Origin of the sequence: Nostoc sp. 'Peltigera membranacea cyanobiont' 210A (assembly GCF_002246015.1) — a bacterium.
Lineage (GTDB): Bacteria > Cyanobacteriota > Cyanobacteriia > Cyanobacteriales > Nostocaceae > Nostoc.
The window spans coordinates 185,780-207,090 of the sequence record NZ_NOLJ01000011.1; the positions used below are offsets into that span (position 1 = coordinate 185,780).

The 21,311-nt window shown below is 42.2% G+C and carries 18 protein-coding genes; 10 read left to right on the plus strand and 8 right to left on the minus strand.

Features of this window, described 5'->3' with window-relative positions; genetic code table 11:
* Positions 1 to 133 precede the first annotated feature (133 nt).
* Both CDG76_RS29745 and CDG76_RS29750 read left to right on the plus strand, forming a co-directional pair.
* On the plus strand, positions 134 to 988 hold the full coding sequence (locus CDG76_RS29745) for a pentapeptide repeat-containing protein (RefSeq protein WP_094352439.1): 855 nt from the start codon (positions 134 to 136) through the stop codon (positions 986 to 988).
* Positions 989 to 1,056: 68 nt separating this feature from the next.
* On the plus strand, positions 1,057 to 2,397 hold the full coding sequence (locus CDG76_RS29750; RefSeq protein ID WP_094352440.1) for a WD40 repeat domain-containing protein: 1,341 nt from the start codon (positions 1,057 to 1,059) through the stop codon (positions 2,395 to 2,397).
* Positions 2,398 to 2,404: 7 nt separating this feature from the next.
* Here CDG76_RS29750 and CDG76_RS29755 read toward each other — a convergent pair whose 3' ends face one another.
* Positions 2,405 to 3,661 (minus strand): vWA domain-containing protein, encoded by a 1,257-nt coding sequence (locus tag CDG76_RS29755; RefSeq protein ID WP_094352441.1) that lies wholly within the window; start codon positions 3,659 to 3,661, stop codon positions 2,405 to 2,407.
* A 14-nt stretch (positions 3,662 to 3,675) separates the two neighbouring features.
* Entirely contained in the window at positions 3,676 to 4,677 is a 1,002-nt protein-coding gene (locus tag CDG76_RS29760) for an AAA family ATPase (RefSeq protein WP_094352442.1), read from the minus strand.
* Between the two features lie 429 nt (positions 4,678 to 5,106).
* Here CDG76_RS29760 and CDG76_RS29765 point away from each other — a divergent pair, with 429 nt between their 5' ends.
* Positions 5,107 to 6,888 (plus strand): M61 family metallopeptidase, encoded by a 1,782-nt coding sequence (locus CDG76_RS29765; protein ID WP_094352443.1) that lies wholly within the window; start codon positions 5,107 to 5,109, stop codon positions 6,886 to 6,888.
* Between the two features lie 99 nt (positions 6,889 to 6,987).
* Here CDG76_RS29765 and pyk read toward each other — a convergent pair whose 3' ends face one another.
* A complete protein-coding gene (gene pyk / locus CDG76_RS29770; protein ID WP_094352444.1) occupies positions 6,988 to 8,757 on the minus strand; it encodes a pyruvate kinase in 1,770 nt (589 codons plus the stop codon).
* A 380-nt stretch (positions 8,758 to 9,137) separates the two neighbouring features.
* On the opposite strand from pyk, the gene crtR reads away from it, so the two are divergent.
* Positions 9,138 to 10,028, plus strand: coding sequence for a beta-carotene hydroxylase (crtR, locus tag CDG76_RS29775; protein ID WP_094352445.1), 891 nt, complete (start codon positions 9,138 to 9,140; stop codon positions 10,026 to 10,028).
* 21 nt (positions 10,029 to 10,049) lie between these two features.
* Here crtR and CDG76_RS37825 read toward each other — a convergent pair whose 3' ends face one another.
* The 4 genes from CDG76_RS37825 to aroH form a co-directional block, all read right to left on the minus strand.
* Positions 10,050 to 10,196 (minus strand): hypothetical protein, encoded by a 147-nt coding sequence (locus tag CDG76_RS37825; RefSeq protein ID WP_190241028.1) that lies wholly within the window; start codon positions 10,194 to 10,196, stop codon positions 10,050 to 10,052.
* An 89-nt stretch (positions 10,197 to 10,285) separates the two neighbouring features.
* On the minus strand, positions 10,286 to 10,861 hold the full coding sequence (locus CDG76_RS29780; RefSeq protein WP_094352446.1) for a Uma2 family endonuclease: 576 nt from the start codon (positions 10,859 to 10,861) through the stop codon (positions 10,286 to 10,288).
* A 263-nt stretch (positions 10,862 to 11,124) separates the two neighbouring features.
* Entirely contained in the window at positions 11,125 to 11,418 is a 294-nt protein-coding gene (locus CDG76_RS29785; protein WP_094352447.1) for a hypothetical protein, read from the minus strand.
* Positions 11,419 to 11,563: 145 nt separating this feature from the next.
* A complete protein-coding gene (gene aroH / locus CDG76_RS29790; RefSeq protein WP_223265448.1) occupies positions 11,564 to 11,953 on the minus strand; it encodes a chorismate mutase in 390 nt (129 codons plus the stop codon).
* A gap of 146 nt (positions 11,954 to 12,099) precedes the next feature.
* Between aroH and CDG76_RS29795 the strand changes: the two genes are divergently transcribed.
* Positions 12,100 to 12,573: a TspO/MBR family protein gene (locus CDG76_RS29795; protein WP_094352448.1), complete on the plus strand. Its 474-nt coding sequence runs from the start codon at positions 12,100 to 12,102 to the stop codon at positions 12,571 to 12,573.
* Between the two features lie 90 nt (positions 12,574 to 12,663).
* Positions 12,664 to 13,137, plus strand: a complete 474-nt coding sequence (locus CDG76_RS29800) for a TspO/MBR family protein (RefSeq protein WP_094352449.1) — start codon at positions 12,664 to 12,666, stop codon at positions 13,135 to 13,137.
* Between the two features lie 5 nt (positions 13,138 to 13,142).
* Here CDG76_RS29800 and CDG76_RS29805 read toward each other — a convergent pair whose 3' ends face one another.
* Positions 13,143 to 13,850: a M15 family metallopeptidase gene (locus CDG76_RS29805; RefSeq protein WP_094352450.1), complete on the minus strand. Its 708-nt coding sequence runs from the start codon at positions 13,848 to 13,850 to the stop codon at positions 13,143 to 13,145.
* A gap of 821 nt (positions 13,851 to 14,671) precedes the next feature.
* On the opposite strand from CDG76_RS29805, the gene CDG76_RS29810 reads away from it, so the two are divergent.
* The 4 genes from CDG76_RS29810 (at position 14,672) to CDG76_RS29825 (ending at position 21,190) form a co-directional block, all read left to right on the plus strand.
* On the plus strand, positions 14,672 to 14,983 hold the full coding sequence (locus CDG76_RS29810; RefSeq protein ID WP_094352451.1) for a CU044_2847 family protein: 312 nt from the start codon (positions 14,672 to 14,674) through the stop codon (positions 14,981 to 14,983).
* A 60-nt stretch (positions 14,984 to 15,043) separates the two neighbouring features.
* A complete protein-coding gene (locus CDG76_RS29815) occupies positions 15,044 to 16,627 on the plus strand; it encodes a serine protease (RefSeq protein ID WP_094352452.1) in 1,584 nt (527 codons plus the stop codon).
* Between the two features lie 37 nt (positions 16,628 to 16,664).
* Positions 16,665 to 19,658, plus strand: coding sequence for a hypothetical protein (locus CDG76_RS38730; RefSeq protein WP_223265449.1), 2,994 nt, complete (start codon positions 16,665 to 16,667; stop codon positions 19,656 to 19,658).
* Positions 19,659 to 19,720: 62 nt separating this feature from the next.
* Positions 19,721 to 21,190 (plus strand): aminotransferase class I/II-fold pyridoxal phosphate-dependent enzyme, encoded by a 1,470-nt coding sequence (locus CDG76_RS29825; RefSeq protein WP_094352453.1) that lies wholly within the window; start codon positions 19,721 to 19,723, stop codon positions 21,188 to 21,190.
* Positions 21,191 to 21,311 lie beyond the last annotated feature (121 nt).

The window sequence follows — 21,311 nt, forward strand, 5'->3', positions numbered from 1 at the left end:
ATTCCGGTTCCCCCCTTTTTAAGGGGGGCTAGGGGGGATCTATAAGTACTTAAAATCACAACCAACCACTTTTAAAACAACCTCTAAGACTGAATTTATCCTCTTTTAAATTCGCAATCAAAAATTCATAATTATGCTTCCAAAAAAACATACTTTAACATCATTCCGAGAAATTGGCGGCGCTGGGGGATTACTAGCAGCTTATCAACTTGGAGAACGTGATTTCACTCAGGTTAACCTCGAAAATGCTGACCTTAGTCAAGCCAACTTAACAGGAATTAATCTAGAAAAAGCTAACCTAAAAAATGCAAATCTTTCCAAGACGAATCTGAGCGAAGCCAATTTGATAGAAGCAGACTTACGTGGTGCAAACCTGACTCAAACCAACTTAAGATGCGCTCATCTTAATGGTAGTGATTTACGCCATGCAGTCATCAAAGAAGTTGATTTATATCGAGCTAATCTTAGTTGGGCAAATCTCAGCGAACAAGACTTGAGAGGAGCCAATCTAGCAAGAGTTGATTTGCAAGGCGCTGATTTGAGTGCAGCTAATCTAAGTGATGCCAATCTCAACGAAGCAAAGCTGGATGCAGCTAACTTGAAACGTGCAATTTTGGTAGGAGCTAATCTTTGTTATGCTTATATGCCTCGTGTCCAACTAGTGCAAGCCGACCTCCAAAAAGCTGAATTAGTAAGTGCCGATTTAACAGCAGCTAATTTAGAACAATGTGTTTTAGATCGGGCTAATCTAACGGGAGTTAGACTACGAAAAGCGCAACTACAACAAGCCAGCCTGCAAAAAGTTTATTTGCAGGGAGGTAATTTACAAGCAGCAAACCTGACAAATGCTAACTTGCAGAAGGCTGACCTAACTAAGACTGAACTAGAAGGGGCAATCTTAACACGATCTGACCTAAGAGGAGCAGAAATAACTCAGGCAAAGCAGGCTAACTTGGAATTAGCAATTTTGGGCGAACTGATAAAGTAATTGAACACTCTCTACATTTAGAGCTAAAAGTATGGGAGTCATCTTTTGCCTTTAGTCCTGATAGTGAGATGCTGGCATATACTTGGAATGAAAAAATTATCTTGGTTAATTCCAACACTGGCCAGCAAATTAATCAAATAGATTTGCAATCAGAACCAGTTGTTTCAGTCGTTTTCAGTGCAGATGGACAAAATCTCTACGAAAGTTTTTATGTTAACGAATTGAAAATATGGAACCCGTTAACGGGGGAGTTAATTCAAAATCTCAAAAACCACTCCGCCAATTATACGGCTATTGTATTTGATGGCAATGCCGAAGGTCTAGGTATGATGGGTACAGGAGAACCCTTTGAGTTAATTAACGTTGGTCATGAGACAAGGACATTAAAGGGTTATTCTAGCGGTATCCTCACTCAAGCACACAGCCCAGATGGGAAATTCACTGCCCGAAGTGCCCCAGATTTAGACGGTCAGATAGAACTGCTAGACAGACAAACTGGTAAACAAATTTGCCTGCTCACCGGACACGAAGCAGCAGTGCAATCTTTGGCTTTTAGCCCTGATAGTCAGACCTTAGCCAGCAAAAGCGCTGAAGATTTTAAGCTGTGGCAAGTTACAGAGAGAAAGGAAACATATAGTTGTTTGCGATCGCAACGCAGGTACTACCCAACTATTGCTTTTACTCAAGGGAATAATCAATCAAATCCAGTTTTAATCAGCAGCGATTTCTATGGTGAATTTGAAGATAGACAGGCTACACCCGCTAACAACGACGAAGAGAAATGGAACTCTAGAAGCTCCGGTTGGTCTTGTGGCTCTCGTGTTACCCTGAGCGCAGATGGAAAAGTACTGGCAAGACGCTATGAGGAGCAACCAGTACAACTGTGGAATTTACAAACTGGCGAGGAATTGGGTGTTGTAAATTTAGGTACTGAATATGACAATCCATTAGCACTCAGTTCGACTGGAGATATTTTGGCGGCTGGGTATCGGGGAAAAATTGCACTGTGGGATGTAAAAACAAACACGATGATTTACACTTTTACAGATCGCTCTGACTGGATGAAGCAAATTGTCTTTAGCCCAGATGATCAAATTCTTGCCAGTGGAGGTTATGACCATACAATAAAACTGTGGAATTTGCAGACAAATTGTGAGATTAAAACGCTACAAGAGTATTCTTGCATTCAGGCTCTAGTATTCAGTCCCCTAGAGCCAATCTTAGCTAGTGTCAGTAGAGACAGTACCCTCAGACTCTGGGACTTGGAGACAATGGAAGAAATCCACTGTTTCAAAACCGATCAAGAAGAAGTAATCAATTTAAAATTTAGTCCAGACGGAAAGTTGTTAGCCAGTAGTAACAAAAACAGCATTCGATTGTGGAAATTAAAGCGAACATCGCAATTATAGGCACTTTTCAAACCGACAATAACCGCACTGCTTCCCCAAAAGGAAACTCCTCTAAAGTCAAACCACCAGGAGTTACCACCCACAACACAGGTAATTCCGGTAGTTTATCAGGGAAAGTACCATAACCATCTGTTAAATAAATACAAACGCCTTGAGTTTGCCCATCCCAACTTTCTGCAACTTTCTCAAAAAACGGTACAAATGATGTGCCACCACCACCTTGAGGTTTTGGCAGAGTCAAATCGAGATTGAGTTTGTAGGGCCCGTAAGCTTCGGCATCAACGTAATAAAGCTCACATTTTAAATGAGGATAAGCACTCAAAATTCCCTGCACCTCGCCTAAAAACATCCACAATTGCTGATTATCAATAGAACCGCTAGTATCTACAGCTACATATACCTCTACATTTTCTGCTTGCAGAGTTTCCAAATACAGTTTCCGCCCAATAAAGCGGCGGTCAAAGCCTGCAAAGTCAGTAGGAGTCTGTACCAGATAACGCCAAAGGTAACTACGCCAATTAATTTGAGCAGTGGTTAATGCTCCGAGTTCCCGTTCTATCCCGGCTGGCAGTAAGCCTTGATTAACTGTACGAGCAATAACAGCAGCTTGTTGCAAAGCATTGCGCCAGTGTGCTTCTAAAGCTGCTTTTCTTGCTTCTGACAGACTATCGCTGTTTGTGTAAGAAGTTTCAGCAGTCGGATGGGCAAAGTCGTTAGGGTGTGCTGTCTTTCCTGTTTCCTGAGCGTCTCCTGCCTGATTTCTGCTGTCATTGTTAGTCACATCTGAAGAGGATGAGGCATCAAAAGGGGCTTCATTGAGTAGATCGGGATGCAGTAGTTTTACGGAATCATTAGTATTCTTTAACAGTAATTCATAAATTTCTTCTACACTGAGATGCTCCAGTTTAGGTTCTCGCAATCTTCCCGGAGGCAGTTCAAATACACCCTGTTGGCTAATAATGCCATTAACTACAATATCTGCGGCAATATTCCACAGTTCCGCTTCCCGCACACCCCGGCGCGGCACATGCAGAAGTGCAGCGTGTAAAACTTCGTGCAGTAGCAGTCCATCCTGTTGAGTGGTGGGTAAAGAAAGCAAATACTCTGGATTAAAAAAGATATCTTTGCCGTCAGTGGCAGCAGTTGGTAATTGCTGTGAAGGAACGAAGCGAGCAAACAATGCCAGAGTAGCGAAAAATGGCGACTTCATCCGCAAACGCAGCACAGAAGCACTGATAATCCGAGAGCTATTTTCATTATTCATCTGTTCTGTCTCGTTTACAAACCCATTAGCTGTTGAAAATCTTTCATAAACTGCTGCAATTTTGCGTCTTTCTGGACTAATTGCGCCAAAACACCCAGATGTCCTTTACTCCGCATGACTCGAAATAAATCGACTGCAAATAACTGCACCCATTCGGCTGTTGCAACTTGACTTAGCCACATAAAAGCGTTGTAGGCTTGGTTTGCGTCAGCAGCCCGCACTGTTAAACCAACTGCTGTGGCATACTTAGTACTTGGTTCTTGAGGCCAGGGAATGCGATCGCCTTTACCTGCCAAAATAGGTGTCAGATTCGGTAGTGTTTTGTAAAGCTGAATAAAAGCATGAAACTCAGTCGCTGTAGAAACCCCCACCGCCGGAGTAATATCTAATTCTGCGTGGTGTAGCGCACTTGCCATTTCCCAAGAACGAGGTGAAGGCCAAGCGGGTTGCTGGGGATCGATTTTGTGCAACAATGTGGGGCGAAAGGAAAGAAAGGCTATTATTTGCTCGTGTACGCCTGCTTCTAAGGCATAAGCTTTGAAGCTGTTAAAATCAGCTTGTGCCTCCAGATGTAAAAACCTATTTGCTAAAGGTGCAGGCATATCAAAGACAGCTGCACGGTCTTCTTTACGGTTGCCAGCAGCCCAGACAAACCAACCTGATGGTACAACGTAAGAGCCGACTTTTCGATCTAAAATCAACTGTTGAGCGACTCCCTGCATTGCTGGCGGTGCCATATTTAGTTCATCTAAAAACAGGATGCCTTTACCGCCACGAGGCAGGAATTCTGGCGGATACCACTTTGAAATACCATCTTCGGCAACGGGTAAACCGCGCAAGTCGGTGGGCGCGAGTTGACTGAGGCGGACATCCACAAAGTCGATATCATACTCTTGAGCTATCTGTCCGACAATGCTTGATTTGCCAATGCCAGGAGGCCCCCAAATCATCGTACTAATTTGCAAGTTTTTACGGATAAGGTTGTCTAAATATGCTTTTAGATCGGAAGGTGTCATGGATTTTCGATTTTCGATAAACGCTCAGTAGATGGAACTTCGGCTTCTGTTGAGAAGTCAAGGATACGGGTATTATATTTGAGCATCTACAGTTTGTACCTGAAAACTATATTTTCAAAATGGGTTTTCCAATCGGAGAATCTGCGCCATCCAGCTTACTTTTGACTTGGCCTTACTAGTGCGGTTTTTTGGTGCGTTGGCGTAGCCCGTCGTAGACATCGCAGCTATTAAACATCGCTGAAATACTCAAATTGCGTGTAGCATTTATGTACTATAACTTTAGTTATGGAAAATAAATAAAGTGTAATCTTTATTTGAGAGTAAGCGGATTTATCTGTAAGGTCTTAACTACGAATTACTGTCTTTTCTATGAGATGCTCCGCGATCGCAGTGGGGCCTAGCTTATTAACAATTACCTCAGCAAACAAGATGACTGAAGCAACAGCAACTCGTCCCAATACCTACGTTGAGGAAACTAGGTCAACGATTCATTACCTAGTGGCAATGTCCCAACCAGAAACCCATCTGTTTGAAGTGACTTTACGCCTTGTGGATTATTCCTCACCGATTCTCGATTTAAAATTGCCCGTTTGGACACCAGGTTCCTATTTAGTCCGAGAATACGCCAAGAATTTACAGGATTTTGAGGCTTTTGCAGAGGATAAACCTTTAGCTTGGCGGAAGATCGGTAAAAATCACTGGCAGGTAGACAAAATAGGTGTTTCGGAATTAACTGTACGTTACCGCATTTTTGCGAATGAGCTATCGGTACGAACCAATCACTTAGATACCACTCACGGTTATTTTAACGGTGCGGCAATATTTTTTAGAATACCAGGTTGGGATAAGCAACCCATTCGCGTCACTATCGTACCACCACACCCGGAATGGCAGGTAACTACTGCCTTACCTCCCGTTGGTGAGGAAACAAATACTTTCTTGGCTGGCGATTTTGATACTCTGGTGGATACTCCCTTTGAGATTGGTAGCCACCAATTGTATAAATTTGAGGTCTTAGGAAAACCTCATGAATTGGCAATCTGGGGACAAGGTAATTACCAAGCCCAGCAAATGATTGCTGATATCCAAAAAATTATCCAAGTAGAAGCGCAGATGTTTGGCGGTTTGCCATATCAACGATATGTGTTTCTGCTACATTTATTTAGCCAAGCTTTTGGCGGCTTGGAGCATAAAGACTCTTGCTCTTTAATTTACCAGCGTTTTGGGTTTCGCGCTCAGGAAAAATACGATCGCTTTCTGCAATTAGTTGCACACGAGTTCTTTCACTTATGGAATGTCAAGCGAATTCGCCCAAAAGCATTAGAGGTTTTTGATTACGACCAAGAAAATTACACACCATCATTATGGTTTTGTGAAGGTACTACTAGTTACTACGACTTGTTAATTCCTTTGCGGGCGGGAATTTATGATGTGAAGTCGTATTTGAATAACTTGGGTAAGGAAATTACCAGATATGAAATAACACCGGGGCGCAAGGTACAACCCGTTTCCGAGTCGAGTTTTGATGCCTGGATAAAACTCTATCGCCCGGATGCCAATAGCGGTAATTCCCAAATTTCCTACTATTTAAAAGGAGAAATGGTATCGTTGTTGCTGGATTTGCTGATTCGCTCTACTCACAACAATCAGCGCTCCCTCGATGACGTAATGCTGAAAATGTGGCAGCAATTTGGGCAAGATGAAATTGGCTATACCCCAGAACAGTTGCAGGAAGTTATCGAATCTGTTGCCGGAATCGATTTGACTGATTTTTTTAAACGCTACATTGATAGTACTGATGATTTGCCTTTCAATCAGTATTTAGAACCCTTTGGCTTGCAGTTGGTAGCCGATCAGCAGGAAGAACCTTACCTGGGTGTGAGAATAAATACAGAAAATGGGCGGGAGATCGTTAAGTTTGTGGAGACTGGTTCACCTGCACAAGTAAGGGGAATTGATGCAGGTGATGAGTTGTTAGCAATTGATGGGATTAAGGTAACGGCGGGTGGCTTAAGCGATCGCCTGAAAGATTACCAACCCAACGATACCATCCAAATCGCAGTTTTCCACCAAGACGAACTCCGTACCTATTCCATCACTCTCGCGTCACCACGCCCCACTCGATATCAGGTAAAGCCTGTTGATTATCCTAACTCTACACAGCAGCAAAACTTTGCTGGATGGCTGGGGGCTGCGATCGTAACTGTTTGATAAAGGGATTGGGGATTGGGCACAAGAGGCAGAGGGGATAAAACTTACTACAACTCCTTTGCTCCCCTGCTCCCCTGCTCCCCTGCTCCTTCCCCACTTCTAAGCCGTTCTCACCGCCCCAGAGTAAATCAAACCCCGTTGTAGATCCAGCGTTATAATCGCCCCATCGCGAATCACCTGCGTTGCCTGCTTCACACCAACAATCACTGGTACACCGAGACGCAAGCCAATTACTGCCGCGTGACTTGTGAGACTTTCTTCTTCGGTAATAATCCCGGCAGCTTTCCGAATTGCCTCAACAAAATCGGCACTAGTGCGGGATGCAACCAAAATATCTCCGGGATTAAAGTTACTCACATCCATACCAGTATTAGCCACGCGTGCGCGACCACTTACTGAACCTTGTCCCAGTCCAATTCCGTGACCTAGTACTGCCGTCACCACCTCTACCTTAATCAAATCTGTAGAGCCAGAAATCCCCTGGAGTGTACCAGCCGTCATCACTACTAAATCACCCTGAGACAGTAACTTAAGCTCCTGAGCCACGTTAATCGCAGCCTGAAATGTCTGACCAGTGGAAGGTAATCCTAGCACCAACAACGGTTTGACTCCCCACACCATCTGTAGCTGCCGCGCCACATTTACATGGGGTGTCACTGCCAAAATTGGTGTATGAGGACGAAACTTAGAGACATTGCGAGCTGTTGCCCCCGTTTGCGTTAGGGTCATAATTGCCGCTGCACCTAGTTGTTCGGCAATTTGACCGACAGCTTGACTAATCGCATTGGGAATGGAGCGTCGGGCATCTCTCGTAGAACGTAGGTTTAGGTGTTGGGCTTCTTCCTGCTCCATACGTTCGGCAATTCGCGCCATCGTCGCCACTGCTTCTACAGGGAAGCTACCCACGGCGGTTTCGTTGGAGAGCATCACCGCGTCTGTGCCGTCTAAAATCGCATTTGCCACATCCGATACTTCAGCGCGGGTAGGACGAGGATTGCTCACCATGCTATCTAACATCTGAGTAGCAGTGATGATCGGAATCCCCAAGCGATTTGCTGTTGCAATTAACCGCTTTTGGAGTACCGGAACATCTTCCGCTGGCAATTCCACCCCTAAGTCCCCTCTGGCAACCATCACGCCATCACACAAAGCCAGAATTGCCTCCATTTGTTCAATGGCTTCGTGCTTTTCAATTTTGGCAACCACTGGCACTTGCTTGCCTGTACTAGAAATTAGTTCTTTAATTTCGATCATGTCCTGGGGATTGCGGACAAAGGAAAGTGCCACCCAATCGACACCCTGATCTAGACCAAACATCAGATCCTCTCGGTCTTTGTCGGTCATTGCCTTAATTGACAGGTAAACGCCAGGAAAGTTTACGCCTTTATTGTTAGAAAGTTTACCAGGCACGGTGATCCGACAATGCAAATCACCTTTGTCCCGATTAATTTCCTCCACCAGCATTTCTACTCGTCCATCATCGAGGAGAATTTTTGCCCCAACTGGGACTTCTTCGGCTAAATAATCGTAGGTGACACAACTAATTTCTTGCGTGCCTACTATTGGACGATTTGTCAAGGTGAAGCGATCGCCTTTTGCCAAAACTATAGACCCGTTGTCAAACTTCCCCAAGCGAATTTTTGGGCCCTGCAAGTCTTGGAGAATAGCCACTGGCTGATTTAATTCAAAAGCGGTTTGCCGAATTAAGCGAATACTACGCTGATGGTCGGCATGAGTTCCGTGGGAGAAGTTTAGCCGCAGCGTCGTGGCTCCCGCTTCAATAATCGCCTTGAGCATTTCAGGACTGCTAGTGGCGGGGCCAATAGTAGCGACAATTTTTGTCCGGCGCAGAGAATCTCGTAATTGCATAGGGGCTGAAGTTAGGGAGCTATCTGGGAAGTCATCGTAACTTAAGTGGCATCTCCTTTTCAGTCACTGCTATATCAATAAGATATAAGCAGTTAGATGAGGGTTTATGGGAGAATGGGGCTGTGGGATAGACTAGATATAGTACATCAATCTTGTATCCATCCTCCCCACGAAGGAGTTTGTTCCATAAACTTTCTGCCGATTGTCATACCCCACTTATCAGTAAAGACTAGGCTTCGTCTGGAATCATAGCGTTATTCATCTGCTGATATGCAAAGCTGTGGATAAATATTGCTATACAAAAATTTGCAAAACTTTATCATTCAATAATATTTATCGTATATTCGTAATGTCTGCTCAAAAAGGAGTCAATCTTAAAGATGATCGCATCGGAGGTACAAAAGCCACTGACAATCCCACCCAAGGAATTTTTAGCGCCTCCTGGTGATTTCAATCCGACGCTGCTGCTGTTTTCTGTAGCTGTATCCATGCTGGTGTTATCCAACTTTGGTTACTGGCTTTGGGAATGGCCGCACTGGCTATGCTTTTGCGTTAATACTATTGCCTTGCATTGTGCTGGAACCGTAATTCATGATGCCTGTCACCAATCTGCCCATCGCAACCGGGTGATGAATGCAATGTTAGGGCATGGCAGTGCGTTGATGCTAGCTTTTGCTTTTCCAGTCTTTACGCGAGTGCATTTACAGCATCATGGTCATGTCAATCATCCTAAAGACGACCCAGATCATTATGTCTCTACGGGTGGGCCTCTGTGGCTGATTGCAGTGCGGTTTTTGTACCACGAGGTGTTTTTCTTTCAACGGCGACTGTGGCGTAAGTATGAGCTATTAGAATGGTTCATCAGCCGCTTAATTGTCGGTGTAATTGTTTATATATCAGTGCAGTACCACTTTTTGGGTTATATTCTGAATTTTTGGTTTTTACCGGCTTTTGTGGTAGGGATAGCACTGGGATTATTTTTTGACTATTTACCCCATCGTCCTTTTGCCGAGCGCGATCGCTGGAAAAATGCTCGCGTTTATCCTAACCCGATTCTCAATATCTTGATTATGGGACAGAATTACCACTTAATTCATCATTTATGGCCTTCTATTCCTTGGTATAATTACCAGCCTGCATATTATGTGATGAAGCCCCTGTTAGATGAAAAAGGATGTTATCAAACTTCAGGATTGTTGCAGAAAAAGGACTTTTTTGAGTTCGTTTACGACATCTTTTTAGGAATTAGATTTCATCATCAAAAAGAATAGAGTTGTTGTATGAAGCTCGTGTCAACAATCTGCTATTTCAACTGTTGCTAAGACACTGCGAACACTGGGTATAAATGGAAGCAAATCAGGTAGGCGATTACTAGATGCCACCAGAACAACGACCGCAACTCCAGCCTGTTGCAAGTTTTGCTGATATCGACTTAGCACAACTGTATCCAATTAAATCCTCTAGGTTATTTAAGTAAGCCCAGAGTTTTACGGTCTTGTCATAACTAGTAGAAGGGATGGTCTCTTTTTTAACCAACATTACCCGCAGATAACACTTGTTCAACTGTAAGCGCAATTTCTGGGAAAGTTACAGACACAATTTGCTGACTCCCGCTAAACTCTTTTTCCTCGTACAATCCTTCTGACAACAATAAAATCGTAATTTTTGACTCTATTGGATCTACAATCCAATATTCAGGAATCTCTAACGCTGCATATTCAGAACGTTTATATCGATAATCGCGTTTTACTGAATCAGGACTGACAACTTCCACTACTAATATCGGCGCAGACTGACAAACAGCAGACTCATCAAGGAATTCCATTACCTGTTCAGTCCTTACAACATAAACATCAGGCAATCTTGACTTCCGCCATCCCGTTCTTACCCCTGCCTCTCTAAAACATAGCCAAGGTAAACTCAAGCGATTGATTTCTGCCTTAAAGTTATCCTGAATAAAGTCAGAAATTAGTAAATGTCTAAAAGTTGGTGGATTCATGCGTTCTAGTTTCCCATCCACCAGTTCATAACGGCTATCAGTACCATCGTTATAAGCGAGATATTCTTCAAAAGAGTATAGACGCTCTGTAGTTGTCTGTGTCATCGCGCAACTTTTAAATAAAGGTTTTCTTGAGGTAGTACTCAAAAAATCATGAGGAAGTGTACATTGGCTTGTAGTAGCGTTTAAACGTGTAGGCAAATAAAAAAACTGTATAATTTTATCCCCGACAAAGCACGATTCTATCGTTAGCTACTCAACACTTTGGAAAAAATAAAGTTGTACATACAATTTAATCATAGTACCATCCCAAAAAAATCCCAAAATTCTACTGCGGCACAATTTTATGCGATCGCATTTGCTAAAAATCAAAAGAGTGATTTATGTCTAACTGATTCTTTGTAAATATCGTAAAGCCATTTTTGAATACGTTCAAGATGAAAACTAAACCTTACCTGACGTACCCATTGATCATAGTCATCAACAGAAGCAAACTCTTCTTGATTGAGATTTTCTACTCTTGGAAGAGCTAGCCCATGAACATGAAAAGACCTGGGTTGGAATATCGGGAGTGATTCAATATTTAATAACTCACCCTGATCGTAAACTCTTGGGTAGCCTTGAGAGTAAAAATGCTTTACAGTTTCAGCGAAATTGCTCATATTAAACCTTTGGACTGGGATTGATTAGATATAGTTTGCCCCACAATCAACCTCAAAGTACTGCTTCACCACAAGATCAGGAGCGTTACTAATGTGGTAACTTAACTTATGCTGTTTTTGACATATATTTATTAATCTGAGTATTTTACACTTTTGACTTCATTGCTGGCTGTGATGCTTGTAATGACTGGGGTAAACTCCAGTCGGAACGCAAACTAGCCGCGTTGCGTAAATAGATATGATGAATTGAGGCGGAGGCTGGTAGATAGGCGTGGATTAAGAACCGAATGCAGCGCTGTAAGCTACCTTCGACGTGCATTTGCTGCACATACAACATGGCCACATTATCCCAACCAGGACGCGCTCTGGCGATCGCATCTGGAAAAATAGCATCGAAATCGCGTGTCACTGAAAAAGTCACACTAATGATGTCCGTCGGCTGGAATTGATTCTCACCAAAAAAAATAGAGTTGTTGCAAAAGCGATGCCTACGGCGGGCTACGCCAACGCCTCCAAAACGGTAGCGATGCCCCATACCCAATGCCCATAATTGAAAATCCTGCCAAACGATATGAAGGGTTCAAACTCAGGGATGATGAGTAATTAGCAATTAAATTGACAAAATCACACTATAAAGAGTGATATTAAGCGATAGATAGCGCTTGTAAAGGACTAACGGGCATGATTAAATCTTGGATGGTGATTGGGGGCGTGGCTTTCTTGGTTGCTTTAGCTGCGAACGTGATTACGCCTAGCGATCGCCAATGGTTCAAGCGTTTACAACGACCAAGATGGCTAACTTTTGAGGGCGCAATTCCCGTTATTTGGACTGTAATATTTATTTGCGGTGCTTGGTCAGCTTATATTGTCTGGGAAAAAGACCCAGGAAGCACCTCAACCTGGTTAATCATGGGTTTATATCTGCTATTAGAAATTGTTACCATTGCCTATACGCCTGTAATGTTTAAGCTTCGCAGTCTAAAAGTGGGCACAATTCTTGGTGGCACAGGTTTGATCGTTTGTGCTTTATTAATACTTGCAGTCTTAGGTTTTTCTGGTTGGGCAGCACTATTACTGGTTCCTTATTTGCTCTGGAGTCCCATTGGTACTTATACCACTTGGCAGATGATCCGTCTCAATCCTCAAGATGCCTAAGAATCGCACCAGAGAATGATTAAACATATAGCTTAAATTGTCAAACTTGCAGTGTATGACTTGACAAAATACACAAAACTTGAGTGCATTATGATTCCATCTTGGATAATAATTGGGGCTGTAACTTTCTTCGTCGCCCTTGGTAGTTTCTTGATCACGCCGCGTGATATTAAATGGTTTGCAAAGTTAAGTCGCCCTCGCTGGCTAGTTTTTGAGCCACTGATTCCGGTGATCTGGACTGTGATTTTTATTTGCGGTGCAGCTTCAGCTTATATTGTCTGGGAAAAAAATCCCGGAGGCATCATTACTTGGCTACTAATGGCTTTGTATCTTTTGGTGGAAATTATCACCGTCGCATACATACCTATAATGCTCAGGTTTCGCAGTCTCAAAGCTGGGGAAATTCTTGGGCTGATAGGTTTGATTTCAGGTGTTGTCCTGGCAATCTGCGTTTTACCGATTTCTTTAATGGCGGCGCTGTTACTCCTTCCCTATCTAGTTTGGACTCCCATTGGTACTTACACTACCGACGAGTTAAAAGAACTGAATCCTCAAGATGCATAACGCATCTATACAAGTCGCCCATAACGTGCTGTGACAGGATTGGCTGGATTAGATTGATTATTCAGCCAAGCCCACATTTGATCGCCAACAGAAAAATGCCACCATTCTCTAGGATTGCGTTGAAAACCTGCTTTTAACATTACATCTCGCAATAATTGACGATGAGCATGATACTTTTGCGTTTCTGAGCGATCGCTATTTGCATAATAATCTGGATGCGATCGCTCTGACATTTCATCAATTGGCGAACCCATATTCACTATCTGCCCTGCATCATCTACCAGCGTTACATCTACTGCTGCACCAGTACTATGAGGAGGCGGAGTTTTTTCATCCAAACTTGGTGCAGCCCAAATTGCATAAACCGCTTCCCAAATGTCTTGGCGTTGGTTTGGGGATAATTCCACCTTAGTCAGTCCCCTATCCTGCACTGCTTGGGCGAAGCTGTAATCTACCATAAACTGCTGGACTGCGATCGGGCGATAAGCATCAAAAATTTGGATATGCCAGTTAGGATGCAGAACATCAAGATAATTTTGCGCTTGGATCAAATTTTCGATGACGCTTTGACGGAGATAATAGGGGGAGCGATCGCTATAAGGCGCACCTAATTTTTCATAAGGATGAGGAGATTCCACCGCAAACAATTCTAAAGGAATTGCTATAAGCGGTTCACCACACTCAAAAATCGGAATTTGATGATAAGGTCTCATCTAGTCAGCTACACAGGACTTACGGATTTTAACGCAAACATAGCATTCTGCGTAACGAGTCTCTTCTTTTTCTGTGTCCTTTGCGCCTCTGCGTGCAATACCAATTTTTCTCAATCCTGAACAGTAAACCAAAAACTTTTTTTCTAAAGGGTAAACGCTAATAATTTGCTACGTATACAAAGTTATATAGCCTTTCCTAATCACATAAAGTACATCATAGTCCCCTCTCGAAGAACCTACGGTTTACACACAAGTACTTTTGTCCAGAACACAAGTACTTTCATTCAGAACACAAGGGCTTTCGTTCAGAACACAAGGACTTTCATTCAGAACACAAGGACTTTCGTTCAGAACACGAGGACTTTCGTTCAGAATACGAGGACTTTCGTTCAGAACACGAGGACTTTCGTTCAGAATACGAGGACTTTCGTTCAGAATACGAGGACTTTCGTTCAGAATACGAGGACTTTCGTTCAGAACACGAGGACTTTCGTCCAGAACACGAGAACTTTCGTTCAGAACACAAGTCTTTTTTGAGTCTTTGAGGGAATGAAACAGCTTTCGTTTTCGAGAGGAGTTGGGGGTGGGGTTATTGTACCTAACTCAACTGAGAACCGCTATATAAAATACTTAGGCTGTAATTACTGCTTATAAAGTTCTGAAACCTTTCAAAAATGAAATGAGCAAAGTGACGTATAGCATATTATTAATTCTTGCCAGATTTAAATTAATCTCGCCCGAAAAATGTAACAATACCATATACCTTTCTCTCATTCTTTAGGAAGATCCTTGCACGAAAAATTAACAGAAAAAAAGAAAGTATGGCAGATAAAACCAAAATTATTTCCTTTGAACTTTCGGACGGCAAAATAATTAAAGTAGAGGTTACGCCTATAGGAGAACAACCTGTTTCTGCTGAAACCAGGGTCTTTAAACAAGCCACAGAAATTATTAAATCTATTGCTGAAGATGTCGCAGGTTCATTAAAAGATATTAGCCAGACAGTCAAACCAGATAAATTTAGTGTCAAACTAGGTTTACAAATTGGAGTTGAGTCAGGACAACTAACCGCTTTAATTGTGAAAGGAACAGGCACAGCTAACCTGGAAATTACGATGGAATGGGGTAAATAACAGTTGATTGTCTTACAGTTGTGGTAATCTTTTTACAAAGATGCTAGGTGAGAGCAATTAATGGGTAACGAAGACGATTTACAACGCTGTACAGTGCGTTTAAATGTTGCCAGTAGTCAGGGAACAGGTTTTTTTGTTGCACCGAATTGGATTCTCACCTGCGCCCATGTAGTCGAATCTGCAAAAGATAACCCTGTACAAGTATTCTGGAAAGCAGGAAACCAGAATTACACCGCTAAAGTTACGCAATTATGCAAATATCCCCTTGATTTAGCCCTTTTACAACTGGATGAAGATTGTTTGGATCATCCCTGTGTTGAATTGGATGACACAGAACCCAATACCAACGATGACTTATATATTTTCGGTTATCCCAAGAATAGCGAAGTTGATTATTCGCAGGGGGATTCAGCAAGCTTTAAATATGAAGGAATAAGTTTTAAACAGGATATTATTCTCTATAAGTTAAAGCAAGGGCAAGTTATCTCAGGCTTTAGTGGATCGCCTTTGTTAAATTTACTAACAGGTAAAGTTTGTGGAATTGTACATCTTTCCCGTGATGAGAGTAACGATTTAGGTGGGCGGGCAGTTTCGGCTCAAGTTATTGTGCAACAGTTTCCCGAAATTGCCTCACTTAATACACAATTTCATCAGCTAAAGCCCAAAGGTGATAATCCATTTGAATATGGTTCTCCTGTTCCTCCACAACGTTTTTACGGACGGAGAAGAGAGATTTTAGAGATTAAAAACCGCATTGGCGCGATTAGCCCTCAATGTGTCAATTTGATAGGATTGCGGCGCAATGGAAAAACCTCTCTATTGCGATATATCAGAGAAAGAATCAGCGAATTTTGTTCACCAGAACAAAAGCCTTTAGTTGTTGCCTTAGATTTAACGAGTGGGAATTTTCATACTCCAAAGGGGATTATTGAAGGCTTAAGGCGAGGGATTCACAAACTAACAGGGAATTTTCCTTGGTTAAAGGAAGATAATGAAGATGGCTTTGCAGTAGAAGATGGCTTACAGGTGTTAGTAGATGAAGGGTATCGTTTAATTATTTTATTGGATGAGTTTGAAGCCATTGCTAGTAAAAAAGATAGATTGGAATTGTTTCAGGATTGGGGAGGAGATTGGCGTTCTAAGGCTTGTGCGGGTTTATTAACAATGGTAATTGCCAGCAAACGCCCTCTTAATGAAGTTTACAAAACTTTGGGTATGGATTCTCCCTTTGACAATATTTTCAGTATGACTATTTTAGGGGCATTAGAGGACGAAGCTTGGCAAAGCATCATCCAGAAAGGACATAAAGAATTTCTGCTTAATTCTGCGGTATTACAATGGGTGGATGAGTTAGCAGGAGGGTTGCCTTATTATGTGCAGATGGCGGGCGCGATGTTGTGGCAAAATAAGAATCAAGAAATAGCTAAAAATGAGTTTAATTTTCAAGCAAAGCCTCGTTTTGAAGAACTTTGGAAAGATTTAACCAAAGGTGAACGTTTAGCATTACGTTATGAGTTGGGAGAGAGTAATTTACCTATTGCTGATCTGGCAATTATAGATAGGCTTCAGCGTCATGGTTTACTACGGAAGAATGGGGGTTTATTTAGCAGTGTGTTTGCAGAGTTTGTAAAAGGTCAAAGATAAAGTAATAAGCCAAAAAATCAGATATTAAATATAAAAAATGTTGCTGTTTTTGCGAGAAACTTGGGAACTATTTTGGTGGGCAATGTTTTGTCCTTCAAGACTTCAGCAACGAATGAATGAATGGTTTCCTCAAGAAGAAAAAGATGGGCACATACCAGACACAAGTTTTTGGGATATTTTATATTTCGGAAACTTACGATTTACTAGTCAGTATCTATTACTATTATTTATTTATAATATCCCTCTAATTTTAAGACTGATTGAGCGTAATCAATTATTAGATTGGTTACAGTTACCTTGTGTAATGTTAATTGCTTATACGACAGGAGTTTTATTTTTACCTTTAGGGCTGGTTATCTCCTTCTTGTGGTTAATAGTTGTATTAAATAAGCCTGATAGCTGGTTAAAGGGCTTAATAGAAGCTACTAAAATTTTACCTCCTTTACTTCAAATAACGATAGGTCTTGCAGTTTTGGTAGTATGTTTATCATTAACTGTTTGGTTAGTGTTGCAACGGTTAGAAAAAAAACATCTTTCCCTTACTCATAATGTAATGGTGATAGGGGGAACAATCAGTGTGATGTTAGGTGCATGGTTAGCAACTGAAAACTGGTGGTTTCTGTTGTTAACCAGTGGGATGACAGGCTTTGCCTTATTTTTCTTAAAAGAAAATATTACGGATAGTGATGATGCGTTTGAAGTGGTGTTCAAAGTGGCGGCAGTCGTGGCGGCAGTCGTGGCGGCAGTCGTGGCAGTAGTCGTGGCGGCAGTCGTGGCGGGAGTCGTGGCGCGAGCCGTGGCGGCAGTCGTGGCGCGAGTCGTGGCGGCAGTCGTGGCGGTAGTCGTGGCGGGAGTCGTGGCGGTAGTCGTGGCGGCAGTCGTGGCGCGAGTCGTGGCGCGAGTCGTGGCGGGAGTCGTGGCGCGAGCCGTGGCGGCAGTCGTGGCGGGAGTCGTGGCGGGAGTCGTGGCGGGAGTCGTGGCGGGAGTCGTGGCGGCAGTCGTGGCGGCAGTCGTGGCGGCAGTCGTGGCGGGAGTTGCTACTTTACCGCTTACTTGGTTTTCGGTTGTTGCAAGTTTAATCGCTTTTGCTCTTGCACCAGCAAAAGACAACAGAGTTTTTATCACCACTACAGTGATTTTAATAGCTCTTTCTGCCCAAAATTTAGGATGGCTTTCAGCATTAATTATCCCTGTAACCTTAGTCAGCTATTACAGAATATTTCCTGATTATAGCTTTAGTTTTAACTTAATCATCTCTTTAAGTGGTTATTATACATTTCCTGATTATTTACTAAAACTTTTAAGATTTTCAGATTCAACAATTAGGCAGTTACGTCCTCAAACAACAAAAATACTTTTTAAATTACCTCCTTACACTAGCGAACTCCTGTGGATACCTTTACCTAATCATACTCAACTTCTTGTTTCTGAATTTCGTCAAAGACCTCAACAAGCCTTAACAATCTTTCAATACACCCAAACTTTTTCCTTACCAGGATTTCAAACAACCCTGCAAAATGCCTTACCACAAATTGTCGCCGACCAACTCAAGCAAATTCAAAGTATTCCAGAACTAATCTTTACTGCCAACTCCGACCATCCCATATTACCCTTCCTGATTTCCCCCTTCTATCACCTCGATTCTGACAGCAACACCCCTACTCCAGAAACACCTTTACCAAAGGTTAAACCTGAACTTTCTATCCTTCTTCCTCGCTTGCAAACTATTATTCAAGATATTCAATCTGCACTTGAAAATCAAAATATACCCCTACGAGAACGAGGATTAGAACAAATCAATAACAAGCTTGTTCGATTACAATCCCAATTACCCTCTCTGGGACTTAAAAACGAAGTCATCAAACGCTGGACACCTGTACTGGAACATTGGCAAAAGGTTATTGAACTGGAACAAACTGAACAACGTAAACTCTCTCAAGGCGAACTAATCAACCCGTTCCAATATGGAAATCCGGTGCGACTTGACCAAAAAAACTTGTTTAAAGGTCGTCAGAGATTTGCCAATGAAATTGTCCGTCGAGTTTTAGACCGTGACCGACCTACCCTTGTGCTGCATGGCCCCCGTCGCTGTGGTAAAACTTCCTTTTTGTATAACTTTCCCCGCCTGCTTCCCAGTGATATCCTCCCCGTATTTGTGGATATGCAAAGTTCCGCCATTACCACCAACGAATCTGACTTTTGCTTTGGCTTAGTCCGTGCAATTCATAAAGACTGCAAAAGTCAAGGCGTTCAATTACCAAATATTCCTAAACGCACCGATTTTCAAGCAAGTCCCTATACCACCTTAGAAGATTGGTTGGATGAAGCACCTGCCAAAATTGGCGAACGGCGCATCCTTCTCAACCTTGATGAATTTGAAAAAATCGGTACTGCCATCCAAAACGGACAGATAACTTTACGTTTATTTGACCAACTACGCCACTTAATTCAACATTATGAACAACTCGGTTTTCTCTTTTCTGGGGTGCAAACTTTAGAGGAATTAGGCCCAAATTGGAGTAACTATTTTATCAGCGTTGTCCCGATAGAAATGCTTTATCTTGAACCTAACGAAGCCGAGGATTTACTGCTTAATCCAGATCCAGATTTTACACTGCGTTACGCTCCAGATATTGTAAAAGAAGTATTAAAGATTACCAATTGTCACCCTTACTGCCTACAATTATTGGGCGCATCAATGGTGAATCAAGCTAACTTTAACCATACTGATTTTCTTACTGCTGAACTCTTGCAAGCTTCTATTAATGACGCATTTGTTTCCGGTCAAGCTTATTTTACAAATATTTGGACAGAATTTACAGGAACTACACCAGAAGAAATGGTAATTGGTCAAGAATTATTATTACAAGTTGCCAAGACAGATATTTTATTACCTATAACTACTGAAATTGCTGAAAAGGTATTAACCCGCTTGTTGCGTTATCATATTTTACAAAAAATCAATGGAGGATATGATTTTGAAATTCCTCTGCTAAAACAATGGGTGAGAGAGCGTGCAGTAAGAAGCTAATTATTTTATGAATATGCTCTAATAGATTTCAAATTTTATCATTAACGCTTTGTTTTATTTAAATGTTTAATCAAAACCAAACGCCTCTATTAGATGCCTTAAAAGCCAATGCAGCAAGACCTCATGCGCCTTTTTACACCCCAGGACATAAACAAGGTGAGGGAATTTCTCAACCCTTGGCTGATTTACTTGGCAAAGCTGTCTTTCGCGCTGATTTAACCGAATTAGCAGATTTAGATAATCTCTTTGCACCCCAAGGCGTTATTCAAGAAGCACAACAACTAGCGGCTGAGGCGTTTGGTGCTTCGCAAACATGGTTCCTTGTCAATGGTTCTACCTGTGGGATTGAAGCGGCAATTCTGGCTACCTGTGGCACAGGTGATAAAATCATTCTGCCTCGCAATGTACATTCATCTGCGATCGCAGGTTTAATTCTCTCCGGTACAATACCAATTTTTCTCCATCCTGAATACGATCCAGTTTTAGATATTGCCCACAGCATTACGCCTAATGCTGTAGAATCTGCACTGCAACAACATCCAGACGCTAAAGCAGTTTTGACAGTTTACCCCACATATTATGGTGTTTGCGGAGATTTGAGTGCGATCGCCAATATTACACATCAATATAATATCCCTCTACTCGTAGATGAGGCACACGGCGCACACTTTGCCTTTGATCCAGAATTACCCACTCCAGCTTTAGCCGCAGGTGCAGATTTAACTGTACAATCGATCCACAAGGTACTCGGTGCGATGACACAGGCATCGATGCTGCACGTCCGAGGTAATAGGATAGATTGCGATCGCATCAGTAAAGCTTTGCAACTCCTACAATCTACCAGTCCTAGTTATTTACTTTTAGCTTCTTTAGATGCAGCGCGTCAGCAAATGGCACTCAACGGAAAAATGCTGATGTCTCGCACTTTGCAACTTGCTGAAGAAGCTAGAACGAGAATCAGTGAAATTCCTGGATTATCAGTTTTGGAAATGCCTCAGTTGGCGGGATCTCCCGGCTTTGTAGCTTTAGACAAAACGCGACTAACTGTCACTGTTTCTGGTTTAGGTTTAACAGGATTTGAAGCAGATGAAATTCTTGATGAAAAATTTGCCGTTACTGCTGAATTTGCCTCACTGCAACATCTCACCTTTATCATTAGTTTGGGCAACACCCTAGCCGATATTGAACAATTAGTGCAAGGTTTCACAACTCTTGCCAAAGAATATCGACGAAGCAACTTGACTGTTAAAAACCAGGTTTGGCTAAATCTAGACAGAACACTAGATTATGCTTTACAACTTTCTCCCCGTGAAGCTTTTTTTGCTGTCAGTGAAATACTACCTTTGACACAAACCAATAAACGCATCTGTGCTGAAATCGTTTGTCCCTATCCTCCTGGAATTCCTGTGTTAATGCCGGGAGAAGTCATCACCAAATCAGTCCTTGAATACCTACAACAAATCCAGGCTATGGGGGGATTTATCAGCGGTTGCAATGATATTAGCGTCAAAAGTTTGAAAGTTGTGAAATAACTTTATAACTCCTGAATTCTTCATAAAAGTCTAATTGATGAAGTCAATAGTAAATGTGCGATTTTTAAAATGAGTTAGGGAAAAATATACAGTATTTATACCAATGTGAAACTTCAATAAA

What these genes read in the sequence shown, in the direction of transcription:
- CDG76_RS29745 (WP_094352439.1), top strand. Translation starts at nt 134, where the DNA reads ATGCTTCCAAAAAAACATACTTTAACATCATTCCGAGAAATTGGCGGC.
- CDG76_RS29750 (WP_094352440.1), top strand. Translation starts at nt 1,057, where the DNA reads ATGCTGGCATATACTTGGAATGAAAAAATTATCTTGGTTAATTCCAAC.
- CDG76_RS29755 (WP_094352441.1), bottom strand. Translation starts at nt 3,661, where the DNA reads ATGAATAATGAAAATAGCTCTCGGATTATCAGTGCTTCTGTGCTGCGT.
- CDG76_RS29760 (WP_094352442.1), bottom strand. Translation starts at nt 4,677, where the DNA reads ATGACACCTTCCGATCTAAAAGCATATTTAGACAACCTTATCCGTAAA.
- CDG76_RS29765 (WP_094352443.1), top strand. Translation starts at nt 5,107, where the DNA reads ATGACTGAAGCAACAGCAACTCGTCCCAATACCTACGTTGAGGAAACT.
- pyk (WP_094352444.1), bottom strand. Translation starts at nt 8,757, where the DNA reads ATGCAATTACGAGATTCTCTGCGCCGGACAAAAATTGTCGCTACTATT.
- crtR (WP_094352445.1), top strand. Translation starts at nt 9,138, where the DNA reads ATGATCGCATCGGAGGTACAAAAGCCACTGACAATCCCACCCAAGGAA.
- CDG76_RS29780 (WP_094352446.1), bottom strand. Translation starts at nt 10,861, where the DNA reads ATGACACAGACAACTACAGAGCGTCTATACTCTTTTGAAGAATATCTC.
- CDG76_RS29785 (WP_094352447.1), bottom strand. Translation starts at nt 11,418, where the DNA reads ATGAGCAATTTCGCTGAAACTGTAAAGCATTTTTACTCTCAAGGCTAC.
- aroH (WP_223265448.1), bottom strand. Translation starts at nt 11,953, where the DNA reads ATGGGGCATCGCTACCGTTTTGGAGGCGTTGGCGTAGCCCGCCGTAGG.
- CDG76_RS29795 (WP_094352448.1), top strand. Translation starts at nt 12,100, where the DNA reads ATGATTAAATCTTGGATGGTGATTGGGGGCGTGGCTTTCTTGGTTGCT.
- CDG76_RS29800 (WP_094352449.1), top strand. Translation starts at nt 12,664, where the DNA reads ATGATTCCATCTTGGATAATAATTGGGGCTGTAACTTTCTTCGTCGCC.
- CDG76_RS29805 (WP_094352450.1), bottom strand. Translation starts at nt 13,850, where the DNA reads ATGAGACCTTATCATCAAATTCCGATTTTTGAGTGTGGTGAACCGCTT.
- CDG76_RS29810 (WP_094352451.1), top strand. Translation starts at nt 14,672, where the DNA reads ATGGCAGATAAAACCAAAATTATTTCCTTTGAACTTTCGGACGGCAAA.
- CDG76_RS29815 (WP_094352452.1), top strand. Translation starts at nt 15,044, where the DNA reads ATGGGTAACGAAGACGATTTACAACGCTGTACAGTGCGTTTAAATGTT.
- CDG76_RS38730 (WP_223265449.1), top strand. Translation starts at nt 16,665, where the DNA reads ATGTTGCTGTTTTTGCGAGAAACTTGGGAACTATTTTGGTGGGCAATG.
- CDG76_RS29825 (WP_094352453.1), top strand. Translation starts at nt 19,721, where the DNA reads ATGTTTAATCAAAACCAAACGCCTCTATTAGATGCCTTAAAAGCCAAT.